The sequence below is a fragment of the Pantoea sp. USMM079 genome (assembly GCF_037153115.1).
Classification (GTDB): domain Bacteria; phylum Pseudomonadota; class Gammaproteobacteria; order Enterobacterales; family Enterobacteriaceae; genus Pantoea; species Pantoea communis.
The window spans coordinates 30,194-47,070 of the sequence record NZ_JBBCKX010000026.1 but is presented as its reverse complement, the minus strand read 5'-3'; the positions used below and the strand labels follow the sequence as shown (position 1 = coordinate 47,070).

Here is a 16,877-nt window from a genome sequence, read left to right as displayed (position 1 = left end):
CCAAAGCCTGCGCAATGCAGGCTTTGGTTATTAATGCAGGTGAATTAGATAAAAGTTGGGTTGGAGCTAACGGCGGTAATGAGCAACAACACTCTCTGTGAGTTAAGGGAAGCATCTCATAAAGGTTTATTTGAAGGTTGGATCTCAGTTTGGCTACTAAGTATGCTGTGCTTATAAAAACGTTTGCAAATTATCTCACCATTTTCTGGAAGCCAATGTGTCGCCTCTGGAAATAGCGCAGAACTCAGAGGGTGTTTCGCGATCGGGTTATGGAAAATTTCAATCTCAGCAGTCCATGGTTCGTGATCATAAGGCTTCCACAAAGAACGATACTCGTTGCTGGTTACGTCCATATTGAAAGGAATTGCACGTACAGCACCAGGAGAATCATCTGCGAATATTCCAATCCTAATGTAGCGATAGCCATTAAATAGACAACCGGAGGAAACCGGAACTCTGCTTAGTTTCGACAAAGTAGCTGCATTCGAGAAAATGACTGCCGAGAGTTCTGTGTGTTCAGGCGACAAAAATAAACCAGCACGGATATTTTGGTCGCTCGAAAGAAATTCAATAATTTCAGGCACAGCTAGAATCTTTCCATCTTTTACTTTCTCTCTGCCATAAAACCCATAGAGGTATGTCATGAGAGCCTCGCGACTCCACATCATTGAACCTGGAGCGTGAAAATCCGCTATTGCAATAGCAAATGGTTTGCCTTGAACATGCTTTAAGGTTGTATAGTTTTTGAGTAATTTATTTCGTAAGGTCCTAGCGTAACGTTCAGCGGCTATTCCTGAAACTCTCTCTTTTAGGTCTGACGGGACATTGACGCGTACAGCCGTTGCATGGTCATAACGCTCCGGTGGATTAACTGTCACTGCCTCGACCCAAACTTCATCCCCCGCTCTATTTGCTACATAGAAATCCGGAGATTCATGATCTTGAGTTACCAACATACCCTGTTCGCGGAAACTAGCCAGAAGCATGGCTTCCCAGATCCTTGTGTGGAAATTATCACCTCGACACTCTTTTGCCCAATTAGAGTCTGGATTGGGCATTGCCAGATACAGTTGATTTAGCATCCATGCGCCAGGCTCTCTGCAGGGGTGTCCGAGCAATTTGAATATGCCACTTGGTTTCACTCCTTTGAGATCACCTAGCGGTGTACGCCGTCTAGATCCAGGAGGCAAAGGAACGCGACCTGCAAATTCATTGCACGCTTTACCTATTATTGCCAATGCATTCTCTTCACTAAAGGAATTTGACTCCCTCCGTAGCACTGTCCATACGTCGTCTTCACGACGCCTCATGATAAGAACGCCATACTGACCGCTATGACAGTTACGAGTTAAAGCACAAACTGTTATTCGATCACTACTCTCCCATGCATTCACAGGAAGGTCATCACCAAACCCCAAACCTCTGGGAAGTGATAAGGCATACACTTCGAAAAGAAAAGAATGAATTGGAGTCATAAAGGAATGTCACCTAATTAGCTGATTTTGAGCGTTCAATGAGCTCTTCGCCCTGATTTTTGGGGCTGCTGACGCGGGTGCTGACTGGGTGCCATTTAAAATCACTCACCGGCAATGCCGCCTTCTTCGCTATTTCTTCAGCCTGCTTCGGTGTTGTGTCTTCATTCAGCCACTCAAGGACGGAACCTGCCGACAAAACAAGTGGACGTCGGTCATGAATATCCAGCATGCCATCACCGCTGGCCGACGTCACAATCAAAAAACCTTCGTGACCGTGCGGGTCATCAAACGGTGCTTTACCGATCGCCGCGAAGAACAGCGGGGCGTGGTCTTTATGATAAATGAAGTAAGGTTGTTTCTTCTCCTCGCCCCGTACCCATTCAAACCAACCATCTGCAAAAACAATCGCGCGGCCATTGGCCCATAGCGACTTAAACATTCGGCTTGATGCTGCCGTTTCGACGCGCGCGTTAATAAGGGGCTGCTTATTCCACCACTCAGGACCGTAACCCCAGTAAACCGGATCGAGGCACAGCTGCTTCTCACGTTCGTTCAGGAGCAACACGTTTGTGCCCGGCGCTATGTTATAACGCGCGATAGGTTCCGGGTCGTGAATGTAATCGGTGTCGCTGACGCCGATAGCGTCAAAATAGATGTCACGGCTCTGGTACTGCGCAAACCTTCCACACATAGACTTTTCCCCCTCTATACATGATAGCGGTCTACGCATGCTGCGGCTTGATTCACAATGAATTGAGCTATTGCCGAACTCAGCGAGTGAGCCCGCTTTTAATTTTTCATTCGGTAATTAATTTAATGTTCTCCCGTTTTCTACATCGAAGCTGGACGGAGGCACCTGAAAATGGTTTTCAGGTGTCGGCCGTCAGCAGGCAAGGCGTATAGCGCCGCGTCAGCAATACATTTTAGTTACAACACACACTAGTATATGCCACCCCTACAGTCAGCATTCGCGCTGACTTCTAAATTTTTATTTTTCCAAAAAGAGTTAACGGCTGAACCCGACGCCGGGATTTCGCATGCTTACCGCACTCAACCACCACTGGAGGTGCATATGAAATCTCTCTGTCCGGCAACACGACTTCTGTTTTGCGGCGGTGTGCTGGGCCTGATCACACTCGCGTCCTCTCCGGCATCTGCATCTGAAAAAGACGAGCTGGCTTCCGCGCAGCGGATGGTCGTCCAGGTGCAGGCTTCTCTGGAACGGGCGCGGGTTGCCGCAGCACAGGCTGACCCATCAGAGCGTGGCCGCTATTTCTTCGATTACCAGCGGGCAAACAGCGACCTGAAAACGATCAGTGCCGGTATTGACCGTTATCTGGAACCCACGCGTGCTCAGCCGCGTGATTTATCAGGCGTGGCGGGAAATTACCGCCGGGAGCGCCCCTGATGGCGATGACCGCTGCACAGGAAGCCGCCTTTAAAGCGTCTTCGGGAAATATTGAACCGAACCTGATGCACCTGCTCTGTCTCGGGCTGCTGGTTGGCTTTCTTTTCTTCTGGGCAGCATGGGCAATCGTTGACGTTTACTCAGGCTGGACCAGTCAGCGGCTGAAGGAAGGTGCCATGGGCAGAGCCATTGTCCGCTCAGTTTTGTTGTTAGTCGTCAGTATCTGGATGTTTTGCAGTTAACCCTTAACCCACTCTATTTACAGGTGAAATCATGTCTAAATTTGTATCTGCAGTAACCCGCGTAACCGCTAAAGCCAAATCAGCCTGGGCGCGTATCCTGACGGCCGGCATGTTAAGTGCCGTGGCCGCTAAACCAGCTTTAGCCGACCTGCCGACCGTGGAAGGTCCGACCTCCAGCGGCACGGGCACGGGCCTGATGGGCACCCTCAGCGGCCACGTACAGGACGGGCTGGTTCTGGGCGGTCTTGTGTTATGTGGATTTGCATTCTTTAAGGTGGCGGAAGCGGGCCTTGTTACCTTCGGTGAGGTGCGTAACGACCGCGCTTCCTGGACTAAGTTCGGATCCATTGTTGTCGTCGGCGTGGTGATGCTGGTTGCGGTTATCTGGCTGCTGGGCAAGTCCGCAGAAGTTATCGCGTAAGGCTGATATTCCGATGGCGACCATTAAATTCTTACCGGATCGCCTGAACGCTGAGCCAGTCGTATTTCGGGGGTTTAATACCCCCGAGTTAGGTCTGGCGGCGCTGACTGGCGTGCTATCCGGCTTCGTACTTTCACTGCCCTTCGCCTTCCTGTTTGGCTGGCTTGCTATTCCAACCGGCACGCTGCTCTTTCCCCTCGTTTTCATTGCTTTTGGCGGTAAATGGCTCGCCAGCAAAAAACGGGGAAAACCGGAAAATTATCTCTGGCAGCAATTTGAACTGAAAAAGTGCCGCATGGGGCTGGGCGATATCAGTTTAATCATTCACTCGCGGGGCTGGTCCCTGCAACGCAGCAAAAACCTCAGGAGTAGCAAATGAGTCGTTTTCGCCACGCGGTTAAGGGCCGCGATCAGCATATTTTCACCCTGCGGGCGGCGTGCGTCGTGTTGCTGCTCTTACTGGTGACCGCAATGGGCGGCTGGATGAGAGCGCCTGAAAAGCTGACCATCCATAACCCGCCAGACCTGCGCAAAGGGAGTACGCGCCCGTGGTGGGAGATCCCGCCGCCAACCGTTTATGGCTTCGCGTATTACATCTTCCAGCAGCTCAACGCCTGGCCCAAGAACGGTAAGGCGGATTATCCCGCCCGCATTCAGTCGCTCTCAGCGTATCTGACGCCGCAGTGCAAAGCGTTTCTTGAGGAGGACGCAAAGGTACGCGGTGAAAAAAATGAGCTCACCGATCGTGTCCGCGTGGTGTACGAAATTCCCGGTCGCGGCTATTCCGGTGACAGCGTGAAGGTTATCGACCGCGATAACTGGACCGTGAAGCTCGATCTTGTGGCTGATGAATATTACCTCACCGAACCGGTAAAACGCGCCATGGTGCGCTATCCCCTGAAAGTCGTGCGCTGGGACGGTGACTCTGAAACGAATCCGTTTGGCATGGCGCTGGACTGCTATGACGGTATTCCGCAACGCCTGTCTGCCGCGCCTGAAGAGCCAAAACAGAAGAATAAGGGGATGTTCTGATGACGCCATCATTTACCCTCAGCCCCCGCGCCTGTCTTGTCGCGCTGTCACTTTCACTGCTGCCGGCGGTCGCAATGCACGCTTCGCGGGCACAGGCCGATGAACTGATGAAATGGGAACGCGTGCCGCTGCAGATACCGCTGAAAACCGGTCAGGAGCGCGTGATCTTCGTTGATAAAAACGTGCGCGTCGGGTTTCCCCCGGCGCTGAACGGCAAGCTGCGCGTGCAGAGCACCGGCGGCGCGGTGTATCTCAAAGCCGACAGTGATTTTCCGCAAACCCGCCTGCAGCTGCAGGATATGGAGAGCGGTGAAGTGATCCTGCTCGACGTGCGCACGACAGCTGCCGCGTCTGCCGAGCCGGTTAAAATCATTTACAGCGGTGACGTCAGCACGGTCAGCAGCGCAGCCGGTAACACGGGTGAGAAATCCGGCGGGGAGCGCAGCACCCCGCAGACGAAACGCAAAAAAGTCAGCTACAAGGCCCCCATTCCGGTCCTGCTGACGCGCTATGCAGCCCAGAACCTCTATGCCCCGGTACGCACCGTTGAAGCCGTGCCGGGAATACACCCCGTTAATCCGCACCTGCCGTCACGCATTACCACGCTCTACCCCTCTGCCCCCGTGACCGTGTCACCGGTTGCCGGCTGGGGCGTGGCGGGTCGCACCGTTGTGGCTCTCCGGATCCGCAACAGTTCTTCCAGCAAAGTGATTCTCGATCCGCGTGAGCTGCAGGGCCAGTTTGTCACGGCCACTTTTCAGCATCGCTGGCTGGGTGCAGCCGGTACGCCGGAAGATACCACTACACTCTACCTCGTCACGTCAGGCCGTCCTGATGACGCTTTTGTACGTGAGCCGTCCACTGTCCGCAAGGCCGCTTCCCGTCCGGCTCAGAAGGTGATCCGTTATGAAAATTAAGTCAAACGGGCTGGTCAAAGTGATGATCCCGGCCATTCTGGTCGGAGGCGGCTTTATTGCCCTGAAAAGCTATAACAGTAAGCCGCAGGAGCCCGCTGCGCAGGCCGCCCATGCGCAGACTGACGATGCACTGAAGAACCTGTCACCCCAGGAGCTCAAGGCGCTCGGTATCGAGGGCGATACCCCGCAGGATACGCTGAAAACGATCGTTGGCTCGCTTAACGCCGTCCGTCAGCAGCAGGATTCACTCAACAAGCAGAATGCAAGGCTGCTGGACGAAAATGAAAAGCTGCGCGAGCGCAATACCAACGTGTCCGGTCAGGTAAATGAAGCCGTGCAGGGCGTGGAAAAAAATTACAACGAGCGTGAGAACCAGATGCGTAAGCAGCAGAACGTCCTGACGTCAAAAATCAACGAGCTCACAAATAAACTGCAGAATGCCGGCAAAGGTCTTGCCGACAAGGCAAAAGGCCAGGACGGCGATATTCCGCTGGGGCTCGGCCTCGACGGCATGGGGGCCGGGGCCGGCGGCGGAAGTGCCCCGGCTTCCGGCAGCGATGGCCTGATGTGGGTGACGCCGCAGGACAGCCCCGCCACTTCTTCAGCACAAAACAGCGGCAGTGCCGGAAACAGCGCCGGTGAGTCCCGATTCCCGACGTCCTTTCTCAGCGAAAACGCCCTGACAAAACAGAAAGCCAGCTACGAGCAGCAGGTCAAGGGCTCGACGGCTGAAAAGGGCGCTGAAGACGAAGCCGAACCGGTTTATACGCTGCCTGAAAACTCCACGCTCATCGGCAGTCGGGCTATGACGGCGCTGCTCGGCCGCGTGCCGATTAATGGCACCGTCACCGACCCGTATCCCTTCAAGGTGCTTATTGGCAAAGACAACCTGACGGCCAACGGCATCGAGCTGCCGGACGTGGAGGGGGCAATCGTCTCCGGCACCGCCTCCGGTGACTGGACCCTGTCCTGCGTGCGCGGTCAGGTCAACAGCGTCACTTTTGTGTTCACCGATGGCACGGTGCGTACTCTGCCGAAACCGGACCGCAGCGGTAAAGGCGGCAATAACAGCAACCAGAACGGCGGGAAAGAGACCGGCACCAGCGGCGGCATTGGCTGGATTTCAGATGAAAACGGCATCCCCTGCATCTCCGGCACGCGCAAATCGAATGCCTCAAGCTATCTGCCAACGATCGGGCTGCTGGGTGCAGCCGGCGCGGCGGGTGACGCCATCGGTCAGAACCAGACGACAAGCCAGACAAACGCCTACGGCGGCGTGACCTCGACGCTGACCGGCGACGCCGGGCAGGCCGTGCTGGGCAAGGCGATTTCAGGCAGCTCGGATGAAATTACCGAGTGGGTCAAACAGCGTTACGGGCAGACGTTTGACGCGATTTACGTGCAGCCGGGGGCGAAACTGGCCGTACACATTACCCGTGAGCTGGCGATCGATTACGAAGATAAGGGCCGCAGGGTACGTTACGACTTTACCCTGCCAGGCGAAGACGGCAGCACCGGCGGACTGGACTGAGGAGAATAACCATGAGTATGACTTCAAAATTCGGGATTTTCATGATTGTTGCAGCCAGCCTGCTTGCCGGCTGCTCCACGAACAAAGATGAAATGCTGCCGCCTGGCAACAGCAATATGCTGGAGCTGTGGAAAGGCACCGACGGTGAATCGGGAGCGACACGCGGCAGTGAAGCCCGCAGCACGTTGCGCCGTGGGCTTTCGGACAGCGAGCAGCAGGCCGCGCTCAGCGATGACCGGAGCTACAGCCGCACGCAGGAATCGGAAATCAGCCAGCAGTTTCCGCGCCTGCCTAACCCTGACATGGTGATGTACGTGTTCCCGCATCTGGCGCAGGGTAATACTCCCGTGCCGGGTTACAGCACCGTTTTCCCGTTTTATGACCAGACGCAGTACGCCATGCCTGGTGAACGTACGGAGGCCCTGTAATGTTTGGACTCTTTAAAGGGAAATCAGCCAGTAAGCCCGCTCATCTTTCCGACGTTTCTGAGCAGACCGGGCCGGAGCCGGTTACGCGCCCGGGTAAGATGTCACAGTCTGATGAAAAGCGCGTTTACGCGCACAATCCGTCCATCGTGGACTATCTACCCTGGGCAGAGTTTCTGGATGAAGAGCAGTGTCTGCTGCTCGATGACGGAATATCCGTGGGGGCCGTCTATGAAGTGACACCGGCGGCAACCGAAGGCCGTCCGGATGAGCGCCTGGAGCAGATCCGCGACGTGGTAGAGGATGCACTGCAGGACAGCTTTGACGACCTGGCGAACAACCCCTGGATCGTTCAGTTCTTCTGCCAGGATGAGAATAACGTTGATGCCTGCCTTGACCGTCTGCGCGGTTACGTCAAACCGCACGCGCAGGGCAGTGAATTTACGGAGGCCTGGCTTAAAGAAACGGAACAGCACCTGCGCGGCATTGCCCGCCCTGAAGGGTTGTTTGAAGACAAGCTGATCACCGGCCAGCCGTGGCGCGGCCAGCAGCGACGCACGCGCATGGTTATCTACCGCTGGGCGACCAAAAACAGCGGTGATTTAATGTCACCGGTTGGCATGCTGAATCAGGCGTGTGACCGGCTCTGCAGCGCGTTCTCCAGCGTGAACATCGTCTGCACCCGTCAGAATGGCCTGCAGGTACACTCCTGGCTGCTGAGAATGTTCAATCCTGCCCCTGAAGGCATGGACAAAGAGGCCTTTTACCGTGCAGCCGCCTATCACGACAGCCGTGACACGGCTGCAGGCATGATCCCGACGGAGAATGACTTTGCAGAAACCCTGCTGTTCACGCCTCCGCGTTCTGACGTGGAAAACGGCGTGTGGTGGCTGGACAACATTGCGCACTCCGCCATTTCCGTTGAGCGCCTGCGTAAGCCGCCTGAGCCCGGCACGCTCACCGGCGAAAAGAGTCGCGGAGAAAAGAAAATTAATGCCCTGATGGACACGTTTCCTGAAGGCACCATGCTGTGCATGACGGTTGTGGCTGAGCCGCAGGATACGCTGGAGGAGAAGTTTAACCGCCTGGCGAAAAACGCCATCGGTGAAAATACAGAGTCCGGCCGCGTCCGTCAGGACGTCGCAGCGGTTAAAGAGCTGCTGGGTAACCGCCACAAACTGTATCGTGCGGCCATCACCTTTTTCCTGCGGGCAAAAGACATGCCCGAAATGAACCGTAAGCGCATTGAGCTCAGCACCGTACTGCTGAACGAAGGACTGCAACCGGTTCGCGCTGAGCATGATACCGGTCCGCTGAACACCTGGCTGCGGGCGTTGCCGATGTGCTTTAACCCGCAGCACGATAAGAAAAACTGGTATACCCGGCTGACGTGGGTCCAGCATATCGCCGGACTCCTACCCGTCACCGGCCGCGAGACGGGGACCGGCAATCCCGGATTCAGCTTTTTCAACCGTGGCGGCGACGTGCTGGACTTTGATCCACTGAACAAAGACGACCGCTCTCAGAATGCACATATGCTGCTGTTCGGGCCCACAGGTGCAGGTAAATCAGCCACGCTCTGCTCAATGCTCTGTCAGCTGATGGCGGTTCACCGCCCGCGCCTGTTCATCGCGGAAGCCGGTAACAGCTTCGGGCTGACCGCAGACTACTTCGAGAGTCTGGGCCTGACGGTCAATAAGGTCAGCGTCAAACCCGGCAGCGGTGTGTCACTGCCGCCTTTTGCTGACGCGCACAAGCTGTTTGACAGCGACGCGCCCGCGCCGGCGATTAATGAGAGCGACCTGCCGGATATTGAAGACGACCCGGAAGATGATGAAAACGGCAGGCGTGACATTCTGGGCGAAATGGAAATCTCTGCCCGAATGATGATCACCGGCGGTGATCCGAAGGAGGATGCGGCGCTGAAACGTGCCGACCGCGCCATGATCCGCGAAGCGCTGATCATGGCTGCACGCAAAACCCTGGACGAAGGTCGCCAGATGCTGCCGGGTGATCTGCAGAATGCGCTCAACACCATCTCAGTGGAGTCTGAGAACCAAAGCGGACAGGTACGTAACGAATCCCGCCGGGCAAAAGCCGCTGAAATGGCCGAGTCGCTGGGTATGTTTACGCAGCAGGGCAGCTTTGAAGCCGAACTGTTTAACCAGGAAGGCTCACTATGGCCGGAGGCTGACGTGACGCTGATTGACCTGGCTCACCTTGCCCGCGAGGGGTACGAAGCGCAGATGGCGCTGACCATGGTGTCGCTGACCAACACCATTAACAACATCGCCGAGCGGGACCAGTACCTTGAACGCGATATCGTCTTTACCGTAGATGAGGCTCACGTTGTGACGGTTAACCCACTTCTCGCGCCCTACATGACTAAAGTCGTTAAAATGTGGCGTAAACTGGGAGCATGGCTCTGGCTTGCCACACAGAACCTTGAGGATTACCCGAACGCAGCCGGCAAAATGCTGAACATGGCGGAATGGTGGATCTGCCTGACGATGCCGAAAAAAGAGGTGGAAGATATTGCCCGTTTCCGGACGCTTTCTGAGGAGCAGAAGGCCGTGCTGCTATCTGCGAGCAAGCTCTCGCGGTGCTATACCGAAGGCGTTGTGCTTTCTAAGAAGATTGAAGCGCTGTTCCGCGCCGTCCCGCCCAGCCTTTACCTCGCGCTCGGGATGACGGAGAAAGAAGAGAAAGCCGAACGCAAGGCGCTGATGCGTAAACATAACTGTTCTGAGCTGGATGCTGCTATTCTCGTAGCGAAGAAACTGGATCGTCTGCGTGGACTGATGACGGCTGACGCGGCTGGGATGCCCGAAAACAACGATAAGAGAGAGATGCTCACCGCATGATTAAGCTCAAGTATGCGCAACCTGTGACCCAGCGGCCTGCGCCGGATGAAACGCCAACCCCGGTCATGTTCAGTCTGCATCCGCAGGGTGAACCTGCGATGACAGCCACGACATCTGAGCGTCTGGCAGCACTGGAAAATGCGCTGAGGTCACGGCTACAGCCACCGGTAACGATCACCTGTAACCCGCATCGTATCGGTAAGAGCAATTGTGTTTCAGTGCATTTTGAGGACAGCAGGGGGAAGCGTGCAGACATTCTGCTGACGCAGGAAGGCCGCGCCGGACTCCCTCTTGATCATGAGTTTGATTCGCCGCGCTGGTATGTGAACGTACCTGACGCAGCAGACATGATTTTTTTGACCCTCTGGCTCAATGAGGTATTCACAGATTAAGCAAAACCTTCATCATTCCCGGCTCTCTGAGCCGGTTTTTTAAAGGATATTAAATGGCGCTTTAGTAGCGCAGGTAACGCCTGACTTTACAGAGCGGGATAATCCCGCTTATTCCTACCCTCTCCTTTTCGAAACACCCTGATATCAACACCACCACAGCAGAAATTTTTAAATTCGGGAAAAGAGTTTACGGCTGAATCCCTGAACGCGTACTGCCACTCTGACGGCCTGTTACCGTGACGGAGATCCGCTATGCGACTCAGGCTTTTGCATTCACTTTTTCTGTTTATACCGTTTCAGCTGATGGCCGGGACCGTTGTATATACCGATGCTGAACACCCTCCTCAGAATCTGACTGACGATGTATCAGTTGTCTGGCTTGATGGCCCCGACCGCCTGCAGGATTCAATTTTCGGTAAACTGCCGACAGACTCCCGCCAGGCCGCTCAGCAGGCCCGCAAAATCATCCAGTCGCCGCAATGGCCCGGCCAGCAGGCGCAGATTGCTCAGGCGTACCGGCAGGTCGTCCATGCCTGGGAAATCGGACTGCATAAATATCCTGCCGTCGTTTTCGATGATCGGGACGTGGTTTATGGCACCGCCGACGTTGCCCGTGCCGCCACGCTGCGCAATCGCGGGGGCAACTGATGAACTCCGTCCTCAAAAATCATCTGAATGCGGCCGGTGTTGCCGCCGTGCTCGCCGTTGCGGCGGCTCCTGCAACGGTTTCCGCCATTAATACTGCCGGCATTATTGCCAGCGCCATCACCCAGGACTGTATCAGCTGGCGCGTCAGCGGCATCTGCTACTGGCTGATGTGTACGCCGTTTGGCTGTTCGGTGAAAACCTCCGTGAAGGTGACGCACTTTATCCCCGAGGTGGTGGTCTCCACCTACACCGGACCGGGCGGAAATCCCTGGACTGAAATGGCGTTTATGAGCGGTGCGTCCGGTACGGTTGACAGCGCTCTGACAAGCGGAGCGCCGGCCGGAGGCGGTAACGCCGGTGACATCAAAGATCCGGGTCGTCGTAAGTCCAACATCAAATTTAAGTACGCGGATGCCATCGGTCACCCTGCAACGTCAGTGATTGGCGGCAGCATCGCGGGTTATTCGTGTGACACAGCGGCCACGCCGTTTAATCCCTACTTTCTGAGCACGCTGGACTCACTTGTCTGGCGCTCGGGATTGCCTGAGTCCCTGTATCCGGAGGCGCTGGTTCCCGGGCAGCGCGAACTGGGCAGTCAGGCCAGCGCCAATATGTGGGGGAATATTTATCCCCGCTCAGGCTTCGTCAGCCAGACCGACGACGACAAAGCATCAGCGGTAGTCGCGCAGCGTGTTGCCGACATTATCACCCGTTCAGGCCAGCCCCACGTTTATCAGGTGCTGAAAGGCACGCACAAAGCCGGTTACTGGCCGCCCGGTGAGGTAACGGAAAACACGGGCACGGCGAACCACAAATGGCAGCGCCTGTCTCCCACACTTTCCGCTTCCTGCGCCGTTTTCCCGGACGGCGCTTATCCCATCGCTCAGGACGGCAACGAAGCGTACGCACTCTGGCAGCCCTACAGCTGCTGCAAGCGACGCGGCCAGACCTTCCTCTATTCAACTGATTTCTGAGAGGCACCATGTCACCCGTTAAATTGAAATCTGTCGCACTTGCACTGTGCATCTCCGCAGCAGTTACATCCGTACAGGCGGCGGATGATGACTCGTCCGGCGCATTCGGTATTTCACTTCCCTCCGTTAATAACAGCGCCATTGGCTACGGCAAAGACGTCAGCGGCGCGGTCTCGGATAAGCTTTATTACACGCTCGGCGGCGGCTCTGTAATCTCACAGCCGGCCACGCGCAGCAGCATGCGTAAGCTCGGTATGAACGTTGGCTGGAGCAGCGATCTGATGTGCGGCAACTTTGACCTGAAAACAACGGTGGGTAACCAGCTCAACGGCGTCACCAGCGGCTTTAAGAACCTCATGGGCGACGTGGTACAGAACGCCACCGGTGCCGTCGCCAGCCTGCCGGCCATGATTATTCAGCGTGCCAATCCCGGCCTGTACGACATGCTCACCAACGGCGTGCTTCAGGCAAACGTCTCTTTTGATAAAGCCCAGCTCAACTGCCAGAACATGTCCAAACGCATGATGGATTTTGCCGGCAACAACAAATGGACACAGGGCGCGGTCATGGATGAGTACCGTTCGCTGGTGAACAGCGGTGACGCTGATGCTGTGCGCGTGAACAACTCGGCGGACAAGCTGCAGGGTAACTCAGGCCAGAACTGGATTGGCGGGCAGAAGCGAGGCGGTCAGGGACAGCAGGCTATCCGGCCAACGCATGATTTAACGGCGGCCGGATTCAACATGATGAACAGCCTGCCGGTGCTCAGCACGGACTCCGTCAGCACGAACAGCTGCAACGGCGGAGCCTGCGGCAAGTATGCCAGCGCCGAAGAAGCCGCTAAAGCCGTGGTTCAGGTCGTGGGAGACAGCTCCCTGCGCACCTGCAGCGACGCCTCACAATGCACCAGTGGCGATGACGAACAGCAGCCCGGCGCGACGCAGGCGGGCACCGGCTTTGCCCCCATTCTGGAAGAGACAACCAAAGAGAACACAGAACAGCTGGTAAAACTCGTCAACGGCACCGAGCAGCCCAACGCGACGAACCTGGCAAAACTCAAAACCGGCAGCCTCCCCATTACCGCCGGCGTCATCAGGGCACTGCAGAGAGATCCGGACAACGCCGCCCTGACCGCCCGCCTTGCCGGCGAACTGGCAATGGCAGACACGGTTGAAACCGCGCTGATTATGCGCCGCATGATTGTTACCGGGATGTCTGAACCTAACGCTGCTGCGCAGAACGCCGCTATCGAGGAAGGAGACCGTCGCGTAGCGGCCATCGACCGCGAGATCACGGCATTACGGAATGAAATGGAGCTCAAGCGCGAGCTGTCACGTAACTCTGTCCTCACCATCATCGACCGTGAAAACGGGCGCGTTAACAGCAACCCTCAGACGCAGAGTGATGACAGCACCGACAGCCGCGTTAACCGTCTGGCCGTTCCTGAAACGGAAAACAACTGATGAGGGCGCTGCCGATGAAAACCGAACGCGGGGCGCAACGCCCCTCATTCTTCCGCCGCCACCCGGCGCTGTTCCGCGTGCTGTGTACCGCCGGCGCTCTGCTGGCAATCCTGCTGGCAGGGCTCATTGTTGCGGATAAAGCCGTCAAAAACCCGGCTCAGGCCGCTGCATTCCGGGAATGGATGGATCACGCCCGGTATGGCTGGCTGGTATGGCGCCTTGCGGTGTACTGTGCGCTGGCGTGGGGGTTTATAAAAATTTTCCGTGCGCCGGGCTTCGGTCCTCAGCACCGCCAGCCGCTGATGCGCATTGCTGCAGTCAGCGTCATTTTTGCCGTTGTCTGTGAACTGGTGCTGCTCAGCGGCACGGGAGCATCATGATGCTGACTAACAGTTATCTGGAATATTTTCTTACGCTGCTCGGCTGGGTTGTTAACAACGGCCTCTGGAATATCCTTATCACCACAGGACTGTTTGCCGTACCGGTCGCTTTCCGTCTTATCGGCATCTGGCTGAAGGTACGTGAAGAAGGTGAAGATGAGGGGAACAAAGGGGCACTGTCTATACCCCGCATGGAGCATGCGATTTACACCTCCTTTCTGGTCATGATTGCCTGCTGTATGCCGCTGATGAATGTGGATTTGAGCACCATAAAATATGACACCTCGCGCGCCCAGACCTGCGGTACGTGGACGCCAAAAGCGCCTGATGACACAGGCTACTCCCCGGTCATATCGAGCATTAACGATCAGACAGCGGCTGCGCCGGTGTGGTGGTATCTGGTTCACAAGCTGGCAAAAGGGATCACGCAGGCTTCCGTTGCCACTATCCCCTGCCGTCCGGACATGCGTCAGCTCAGGTTTGAGGTTCAGCACACGCGTATCAACAATAAAGCCCTCGCAGAGGAGCTGCAGGACTTTACCAACGACTGTTATTCCCTCGCGCTCTATATGTGGAAACGTCAGGATCAGGGGCAGACGAAAGACAAAGCCACGCTGAGGGATATTGAATGGATCGGCAGTCAAACCTTCCTCAGTAATTTTTACGGCAGCCTGCAGTCGAAAACGCCCCGCGCGGAATTCCCCTGGAGTGAAAGCCGCGACAGTGGAAGGCCGGACACGGGCCGGGGGGGCTATCCGACCTGCAGTGAATGGTGGAGCAAAGCGGAGACCGGACTGCAGGCCCGTGTCGTCGATCAGGCTGACCCGGGATTATGGACCCGTCTGTCAGCTGCCATGACCATGATCGGCGGTAATACGGCTGACTATAAGGAAGCCATTATCCGTCGCCTGGTCAGCCCGGAGAGTCTGACCGTGTCGCAGGGCGGACACGTTTATGCGGGCTACGGTGGTAACGCTGATTTCACGCTGGATAACTCTGTTTCCCGCGTAGCAGCGATCGGCGGCACCGCACTAGGCAGTCTGGCCGCATTCCCGGCCTTCGATGCGATGCGTCAGGCGCTGCCCATGGTCCAGGCCGTGCTGCTGATGGCGATCGTGGTGATTTTGCCGCTGATTCTGGCTTTCTCCGCCTATGAGATTAAGACCGTCATAACGCTCTCGTTTGTACTTTTTGCGCTGAACTTCCTGACGTTCTGGTGGGAGCTGGCCCGCTGGCTCGACAGCTGGTTATTGACCGCGCTTTACAGCTCTGACACGCACAGCAGCTTTAACATGGCCGGATTTCAGAACAGTTCGGATGATCTGATCATGAACTTTGTCATGGCAACAATGTTTCTGGTGCTGCCGGCTGTGTGGATGGGCGCACTATCATGGGCAGGTGTACGAATTGGTGGAGCTCTGGATGGGGCATTTAAAACTGGAACAAACGATGTTCAGAAAGCAGGAGGAGAAGCTGTAAATACAGCGAAGAGCGCCGCTAAGCTGTAATTGATTAGAGGGTATGGATACCCTCTAATCTTCGTCATCTTCGTAATTGTCAACTCTGGATGATGTTGCCCCGGGTCTTGACGAGCCAGTATAGATACCAGCCCCCTCGTTACCATTCCTCCATTCGGTGCCATAGGTGGAATTTTGATTTTCTCTTTCATGGTCGCTGTTAAAAGAGATGTTGCAAAGCATATAAATGAATATGCTAACGAGGATCACTGCTCCCCCAACAAAAACTCCAGAAATAATAGCGACAGATAAGATAACAAAGCAGGCGACAGGGACCGGCGCTCGCCCTAAAAAGGCCGGTAAGTGATGTCGCAGGGCCCACGTTACACAAGCACTATTAGCCGTCCTTGCGGTTTTTGTAAATCGAAGCCATATCCCTGCGGCACTCGCACCTCTTTTAAACGCTGAGTTTTCCACAGTATCTACTCCTTGTGAGTTGATTCTTCGTATTGCTCGTTAAGGTAACGTTTCGTTATTCTGATTACCTGCCTTTCTGAGACGCCACAGATGGAAGCCGTTTCACGTATGCTCATCTCGTTATGTATTCGCAACTTTATAATATTCTGATGCATCTGCAAGTTAGCCTGCTTACCTTTAAACTTCCCCTGCTCTTTAGCTTTTGCAATACCTTCCTGCTGCCGGCGTCGGCGGTCCTGGTAGTCCTTCCGGGCTATAGCTGCGAGCATATCTAACATCATCGAATTGATAGCTCTTAACATTGCGGCAGAAAATTCATCACTTCTATGGCTTTCAAGCGCAGCATAGCTTGTCGGCAGATCCAGACTAACGATTGAAAGGCTTTTACTGCTGATTAACTCTTTGAGCTTCTTCCAGCCTGCATCATCGAGACGAGAAAGACGGTCTACCTGCTCAATCAGTAATGCATCTCCCGGCGAAGCATTTTCAAGTAGGCGCATGAGTTCGGGTCGCTGAAGTGATGCACCTGATACATTTTCAACATACCAGCTCGCTATACGGTGGCCTCGCTCGGCAACAAATTGCTGCAGGCTATTTTTCGCACGTTCAGCATCTTGCTGCCTGGTGGATGCCCGAAGGTAAGCAAATATGTACATTATTTATACGCATCATGACTTATAGGTGATGACTTAGTATAGCATGACATTTAGGTGATGACTTAACCACAAAATGACCCAATCTAAGGGTGTGACGTTAGGGTATACACTGCCG

General features: G+C 55.3%; 18 protein-coding genes. 15 read left to right on the top strand and 3 right to left on the bottom strand.

Features of this window, described 5'->3' with window-relative positions; translation table 11 throughout:
• Positions 1 to 116 precede the first annotated feature (116 nt).
• Both WFP70_RS22825 and WFP70_RS22820 read right to left on the bottom strand, forming a co-directional pair.
• Entirely contained in the window at positions 117 to 1,082 is a 966-nt protein-coding gene (locus WFP70_RS22825; RefSeq protein ID WP_337024501.1) for a hypothetical protein, read from the bottom strand.
• Between the two features lie 406 nt (positions 1,083 to 1,488).
• A complete protein-coding gene (locus WFP70_RS22820; protein WP_337024502.1) occupies positions 1,489 to 2,166 on the bottom strand; it encodes an SOS response-associated peptidase family protein in 678 nt (225 codons plus the stop codon).
• A 381-nt stretch (positions 2,167 to 2,547) separates the two neighbouring features.
• Between WFP70_RS22820 and WFP70_RS22815 the strand changes: the two genes are divergently transcribed.
• The 15 genes from WFP70_RS22815 (at position 2,548) to WFP70_RS22745 (ending at position 15,680) form a co-directional block, all read left to right on the top strand.
• Positions 2,548 to 2,883, top strand: a complete 336-nt coding sequence (locus tag WFP70_RS22815) for an integrative conjugative element protein, RAQPRD family (RefSeq protein WP_337024503.1) — start codon at positions 2,548 to 2,550, stop codon at positions 2,881 to 2,883.
• Positions 2,883 to 3,125 carry a TIGR03758 family integrating conjugative element protein gene (locus WFP70_RS22810; RefSeq protein ID WP_224934809.1) on the top strand — a complete coding sequence of 81 codons (243 nt, stop codon included), beginning with the start codon at positions 2,883 to 2,885 and terminating at the stop codon, positions 3,123 to 3,125. Before WFP70_RS22815 ends, WFP70_RS22810 begins: the two co-directional genes overlap by 1 nt.
• Positions 3,126 to 3,156: 31 nt before the next feature.
• Positions 3,157 to 3,546 (top strand): TIGR03745 family integrating conjugative element membrane protein, encoded by a 390-nt coding sequence (locus tag WFP70_RS22805; RefSeq protein ID WP_337024504.1) that lies wholly within the window; start codon positions 3,157 to 3,159, stop codon positions 3,544 to 3,546.
• Between the two features lie 13 nt (positions 3,547 to 3,559).
• Positions 3,560 to 3,925: a TIGR03750 family conjugal transfer protein gene (locus WFP70_RS22800; RefSeq protein ID WP_337024505.1), complete on the top strand. Its 366-nt coding sequence runs from the start codon at positions 3,560 to 3,562 to the stop codon at positions 3,923 to 3,925.
• Positions 3,922 to 4,578 carry a PFL_4703 family integrating conjugative element protein gene (locus tag WFP70_RS22795; protein WP_337024506.1) on the top strand — a complete coding sequence of 219 codons (657 nt, stop codon included), beginning with the start codon at positions 3,922 to 3,924 and terminating at the stop codon, positions 4,576 to 4,578. The genes WFP70_RS22800 and WFP70_RS22795 overlap by 4 nt, the downstream gene beginning before the upstream one ends.
• Positions 4,578 to 5,495: a TIGR03749 family integrating conjugative element protein gene (locus tag WFP70_RS22790; RefSeq protein ID WP_337024507.1), complete on the top strand. Its 918-nt coding sequence runs from the start codon at positions 4,578 to 4,580 to the stop codon at positions 5,493 to 5,495. Before WFP70_RS22795 ends, WFP70_RS22790 begins: the two co-directional genes overlap by 1 nt.
• Positions 5,485 to 7,026 carry a TIGR03752 family integrating conjugative element protein gene (locus tag WFP70_RS22785; RefSeq protein ID WP_337024508.1) on the top strand — a complete coding sequence of 514 codons (1,542 nt, stop codon included), beginning with the start codon at positions 5,485 to 5,487 and terminating at the stop codon, positions 7,024 to 7,026. The genes WFP70_RS22790 and WFP70_RS22785 overlap by 11 nt, the downstream gene beginning before the upstream one ends.
• 11 nt (positions 7,027 to 7,037) lie before the next feature.
• Positions 7,038 to 7,454 carry a TIGR03751 family conjugal transfer lipoprotein gene (locus WFP70_RS22780; protein WP_337024509.1) on the top strand — a complete coding sequence of 139 codons (417 nt, stop codon included), beginning with the start codon at positions 7,038 to 7,040 and terminating at the stop codon, positions 7,452 to 7,454.
• Entirely contained in the window at positions 7,454 to 10,315 is a 2,862-nt protein-coding gene (locus WFP70_RS22775) for a conjugative transfer ATPase (RefSeq protein ID WP_337024510.1), read from the top strand. Before WFP70_RS22780 ends, WFP70_RS22775 begins: the two co-directional genes overlap by 1 nt.
• Entirely contained in the window at positions 10,312 to 10,707 is a 396-nt protein-coding gene (locus tag WFP70_RS22770; RefSeq protein ID WP_337024511.1) for a hypothetical protein, read from the top strand. The genes WFP70_RS22775 and WFP70_RS22770 overlap by 4 nt, the downstream gene beginning before the upstream one ends.
• A 252-nt stretch (positions 10,708 to 10,959) precedes the next feature.
• Positions 10,960 to 11,355: a TIGR03757 family integrating conjugative element protein gene (locus WFP70_RS22765; protein ID WP_337024512.1), complete on the top strand. Its 396-nt coding sequence runs from the start codon at positions 10,960 to 10,962 to the stop codon at positions 11,353 to 11,355.
• Positions 11,355 to 12,329: a TIGR03756 family integrating conjugative element protein gene (locus WFP70_RS22760; RefSeq protein ID WP_337024513.1), complete on the top strand. Its 975-nt coding sequence runs from the start codon at positions 11,355 to 11,357 to the stop codon at positions 12,327 to 12,329. Before WFP70_RS22765 ends, WFP70_RS22760 begins: the two co-directional genes overlap by 1 nt.
• An 8-nt stretch (positions 12,330 to 12,337) precedes the next feature.
• Positions 12,338 to 13,792 carry an integrating conjugative element protein gene (locus tag WFP70_RS22755; protein ID WP_337024514.1) on the top strand — a complete coding sequence of 485 codons (1,455 nt, stop codon included), beginning with the start codon at positions 12,338 to 12,340 and terminating at the stop codon, positions 13,790 to 13,792.
• Positions 13,793 to 13,806: 14 nt separating this feature from the next.
• Positions 13,807 to 14,172 carry a hypothetical protein gene (locus WFP70_RS22750; RefSeq protein ID WP_337024515.1) on the top strand — a complete coding sequence of 122 codons (366 nt, stop codon included), beginning with the start codon at positions 13,807 to 13,809 and terminating at the stop codon, positions 14,170 to 14,172.
• Positions 14,172 to 15,680 carry a conjugal transfer protein TraG N-terminal domain-containing protein gene (locus WFP70_RS22745; protein ID WP_337024540.1) on the top strand — a complete coding sequence of 503 codons (1,509 nt, stop codon included), beginning with the start codon at positions 14,172 to 14,174 and terminating at the stop codon, positions 15,678 to 15,680. The genes WFP70_RS22750 and WFP70_RS22745 overlap by 1 nt, the downstream gene beginning before the upstream one ends.
• Positions 15,681 to 16,111: 431 nt before the next feature.
• Here the strand turns inward: WFP70_RS22745 and WFP70_RS22740 are convergent, their stop codons facing one another.
• The gene (locus WFP70_RS22740; protein WP_337024516.1) at positions 16,112 to 16,762 is read right to left on the bottom strand and encodes a recombinase family protein; all 651 of its coding nucleotides are present in this window, start codon (positions 16,760 to 16,762) and stop codon (positions 16,112 to 16,114) included.
• Positions 16,763 to 16,877: the final 115 nt, after the last annotated feature.

Coding starts and splice junctions, on each gene's coding strand:
- WFP70_RS22825 (WP_337024501.1), bottom strand. CDS start 1,082: ATGCTAAATCAACTGTATCTGGCAATGCCCAATCCAGACTCTAATTGG.
- WFP70_RS22820 (WP_337024502.1), bottom strand. CDS start 2,166: ATGTGTGGAAGGTTTGCGCAGTACCAGAGCCGTGACATCTATTTTGAC.
- WFP70_RS22815 (WP_337024503.1), top strand. CDS start 2,548: ATGAAATCTCTCTGTCCGGCAACACGACTTCTGTTTTGCGGCGGTGTG.
- WFP70_RS22810 (WP_224934809.1), top strand. CDS start 2,883: ATGGCGATGACCGCTGCACAGGAAGCCGCCTTTAAAGCGTCTTCGGGA.
- WFP70_RS22805 (WP_337024504.1), top strand. CDS start 3,157: ATGTCTAAATTTGTATCTGCAGTAACCCGCGTAACCGCTAAAGCCAAA.
- WFP70_RS22800 (WP_337024505.1), top strand. CDS start 3,560: ATGGCGACCATTAAATTCTTACCGGATCGCCTGAACGCTGAGCCAGTC.
- WFP70_RS22795 (WP_337024506.1), top strand. CDS start 3,922: ATGAGTCGTTTTCGCCACGCGGTTAAGGGCCGCGATCAGCATATTTTC.
- WFP70_RS22790 (WP_337024507.1), top strand. CDS start 4,578: ATGACGCCATCATTTACCCTCAGCCCCCGCGCCTGTCTTGTCGCGCTG.
- WFP70_RS22785 (WP_337024508.1), top strand. CDS start 5,485: ATGAAAATTAAGTCAAACGGGCTGGTCAAAGTGATGATCCCGGCCATT.
- WFP70_RS22780 (WP_337024509.1), top strand. CDS start 7,038: ATGAGTATGACTTCAAAATTCGGGATTTTCATGATTGTTGCAGCCAGC.
- WFP70_RS22775 (WP_337024510.1), top strand. CDS start 7,454: ATGTTTGGACTCTTTAAAGGGAAATCAGCCAGTAAGCCCGCTCATCTT.
- WFP70_RS22770 (WP_337024511.1), top strand. CDS start 10,312: ATGATTAAGCTCAAGTATGCGCAACCTGTGACCCAGCGGCCTGCGCCG.
- WFP70_RS22765 (WP_337024512.1), top strand. CDS start 10,960: ATGCGACTCAGGCTTTTGCATTCACTTTTTCTGTTTATACCGTTTCAG.
- WFP70_RS22760 (WP_337024513.1), top strand. CDS start 11,355: ATGAACTCCGTCCTCAAAAATCATCTGAATGCGGCCGGTGTTGCCGCC.
- WFP70_RS22755 (WP_337024514.1), top strand. CDS start 12,338: ATGTCACCCGTTAAATTGAAATCTGTCGCACTTGCACTGTGCATCTCC.
- WFP70_RS22750 (WP_337024515.1), top strand. CDS start 13,807: ATGAAAACCGAACGCGGGGCGCAACGCCCCTCATTCTTCCGCCGCCAC.
- WFP70_RS22745 (WP_337024540.1), top strand. CDS start 14,172: ATGCTGACTAACAGTTATCTGGAATATTTTCTTACGCTGCTCGGCTGG.
- WFP70_RS22740 (WP_337024516.1), bottom strand. CDS start 16,762: ATGTACATATTTGCTTACCTTCGGGCATCCACCAGGCAGCAAGATGCT.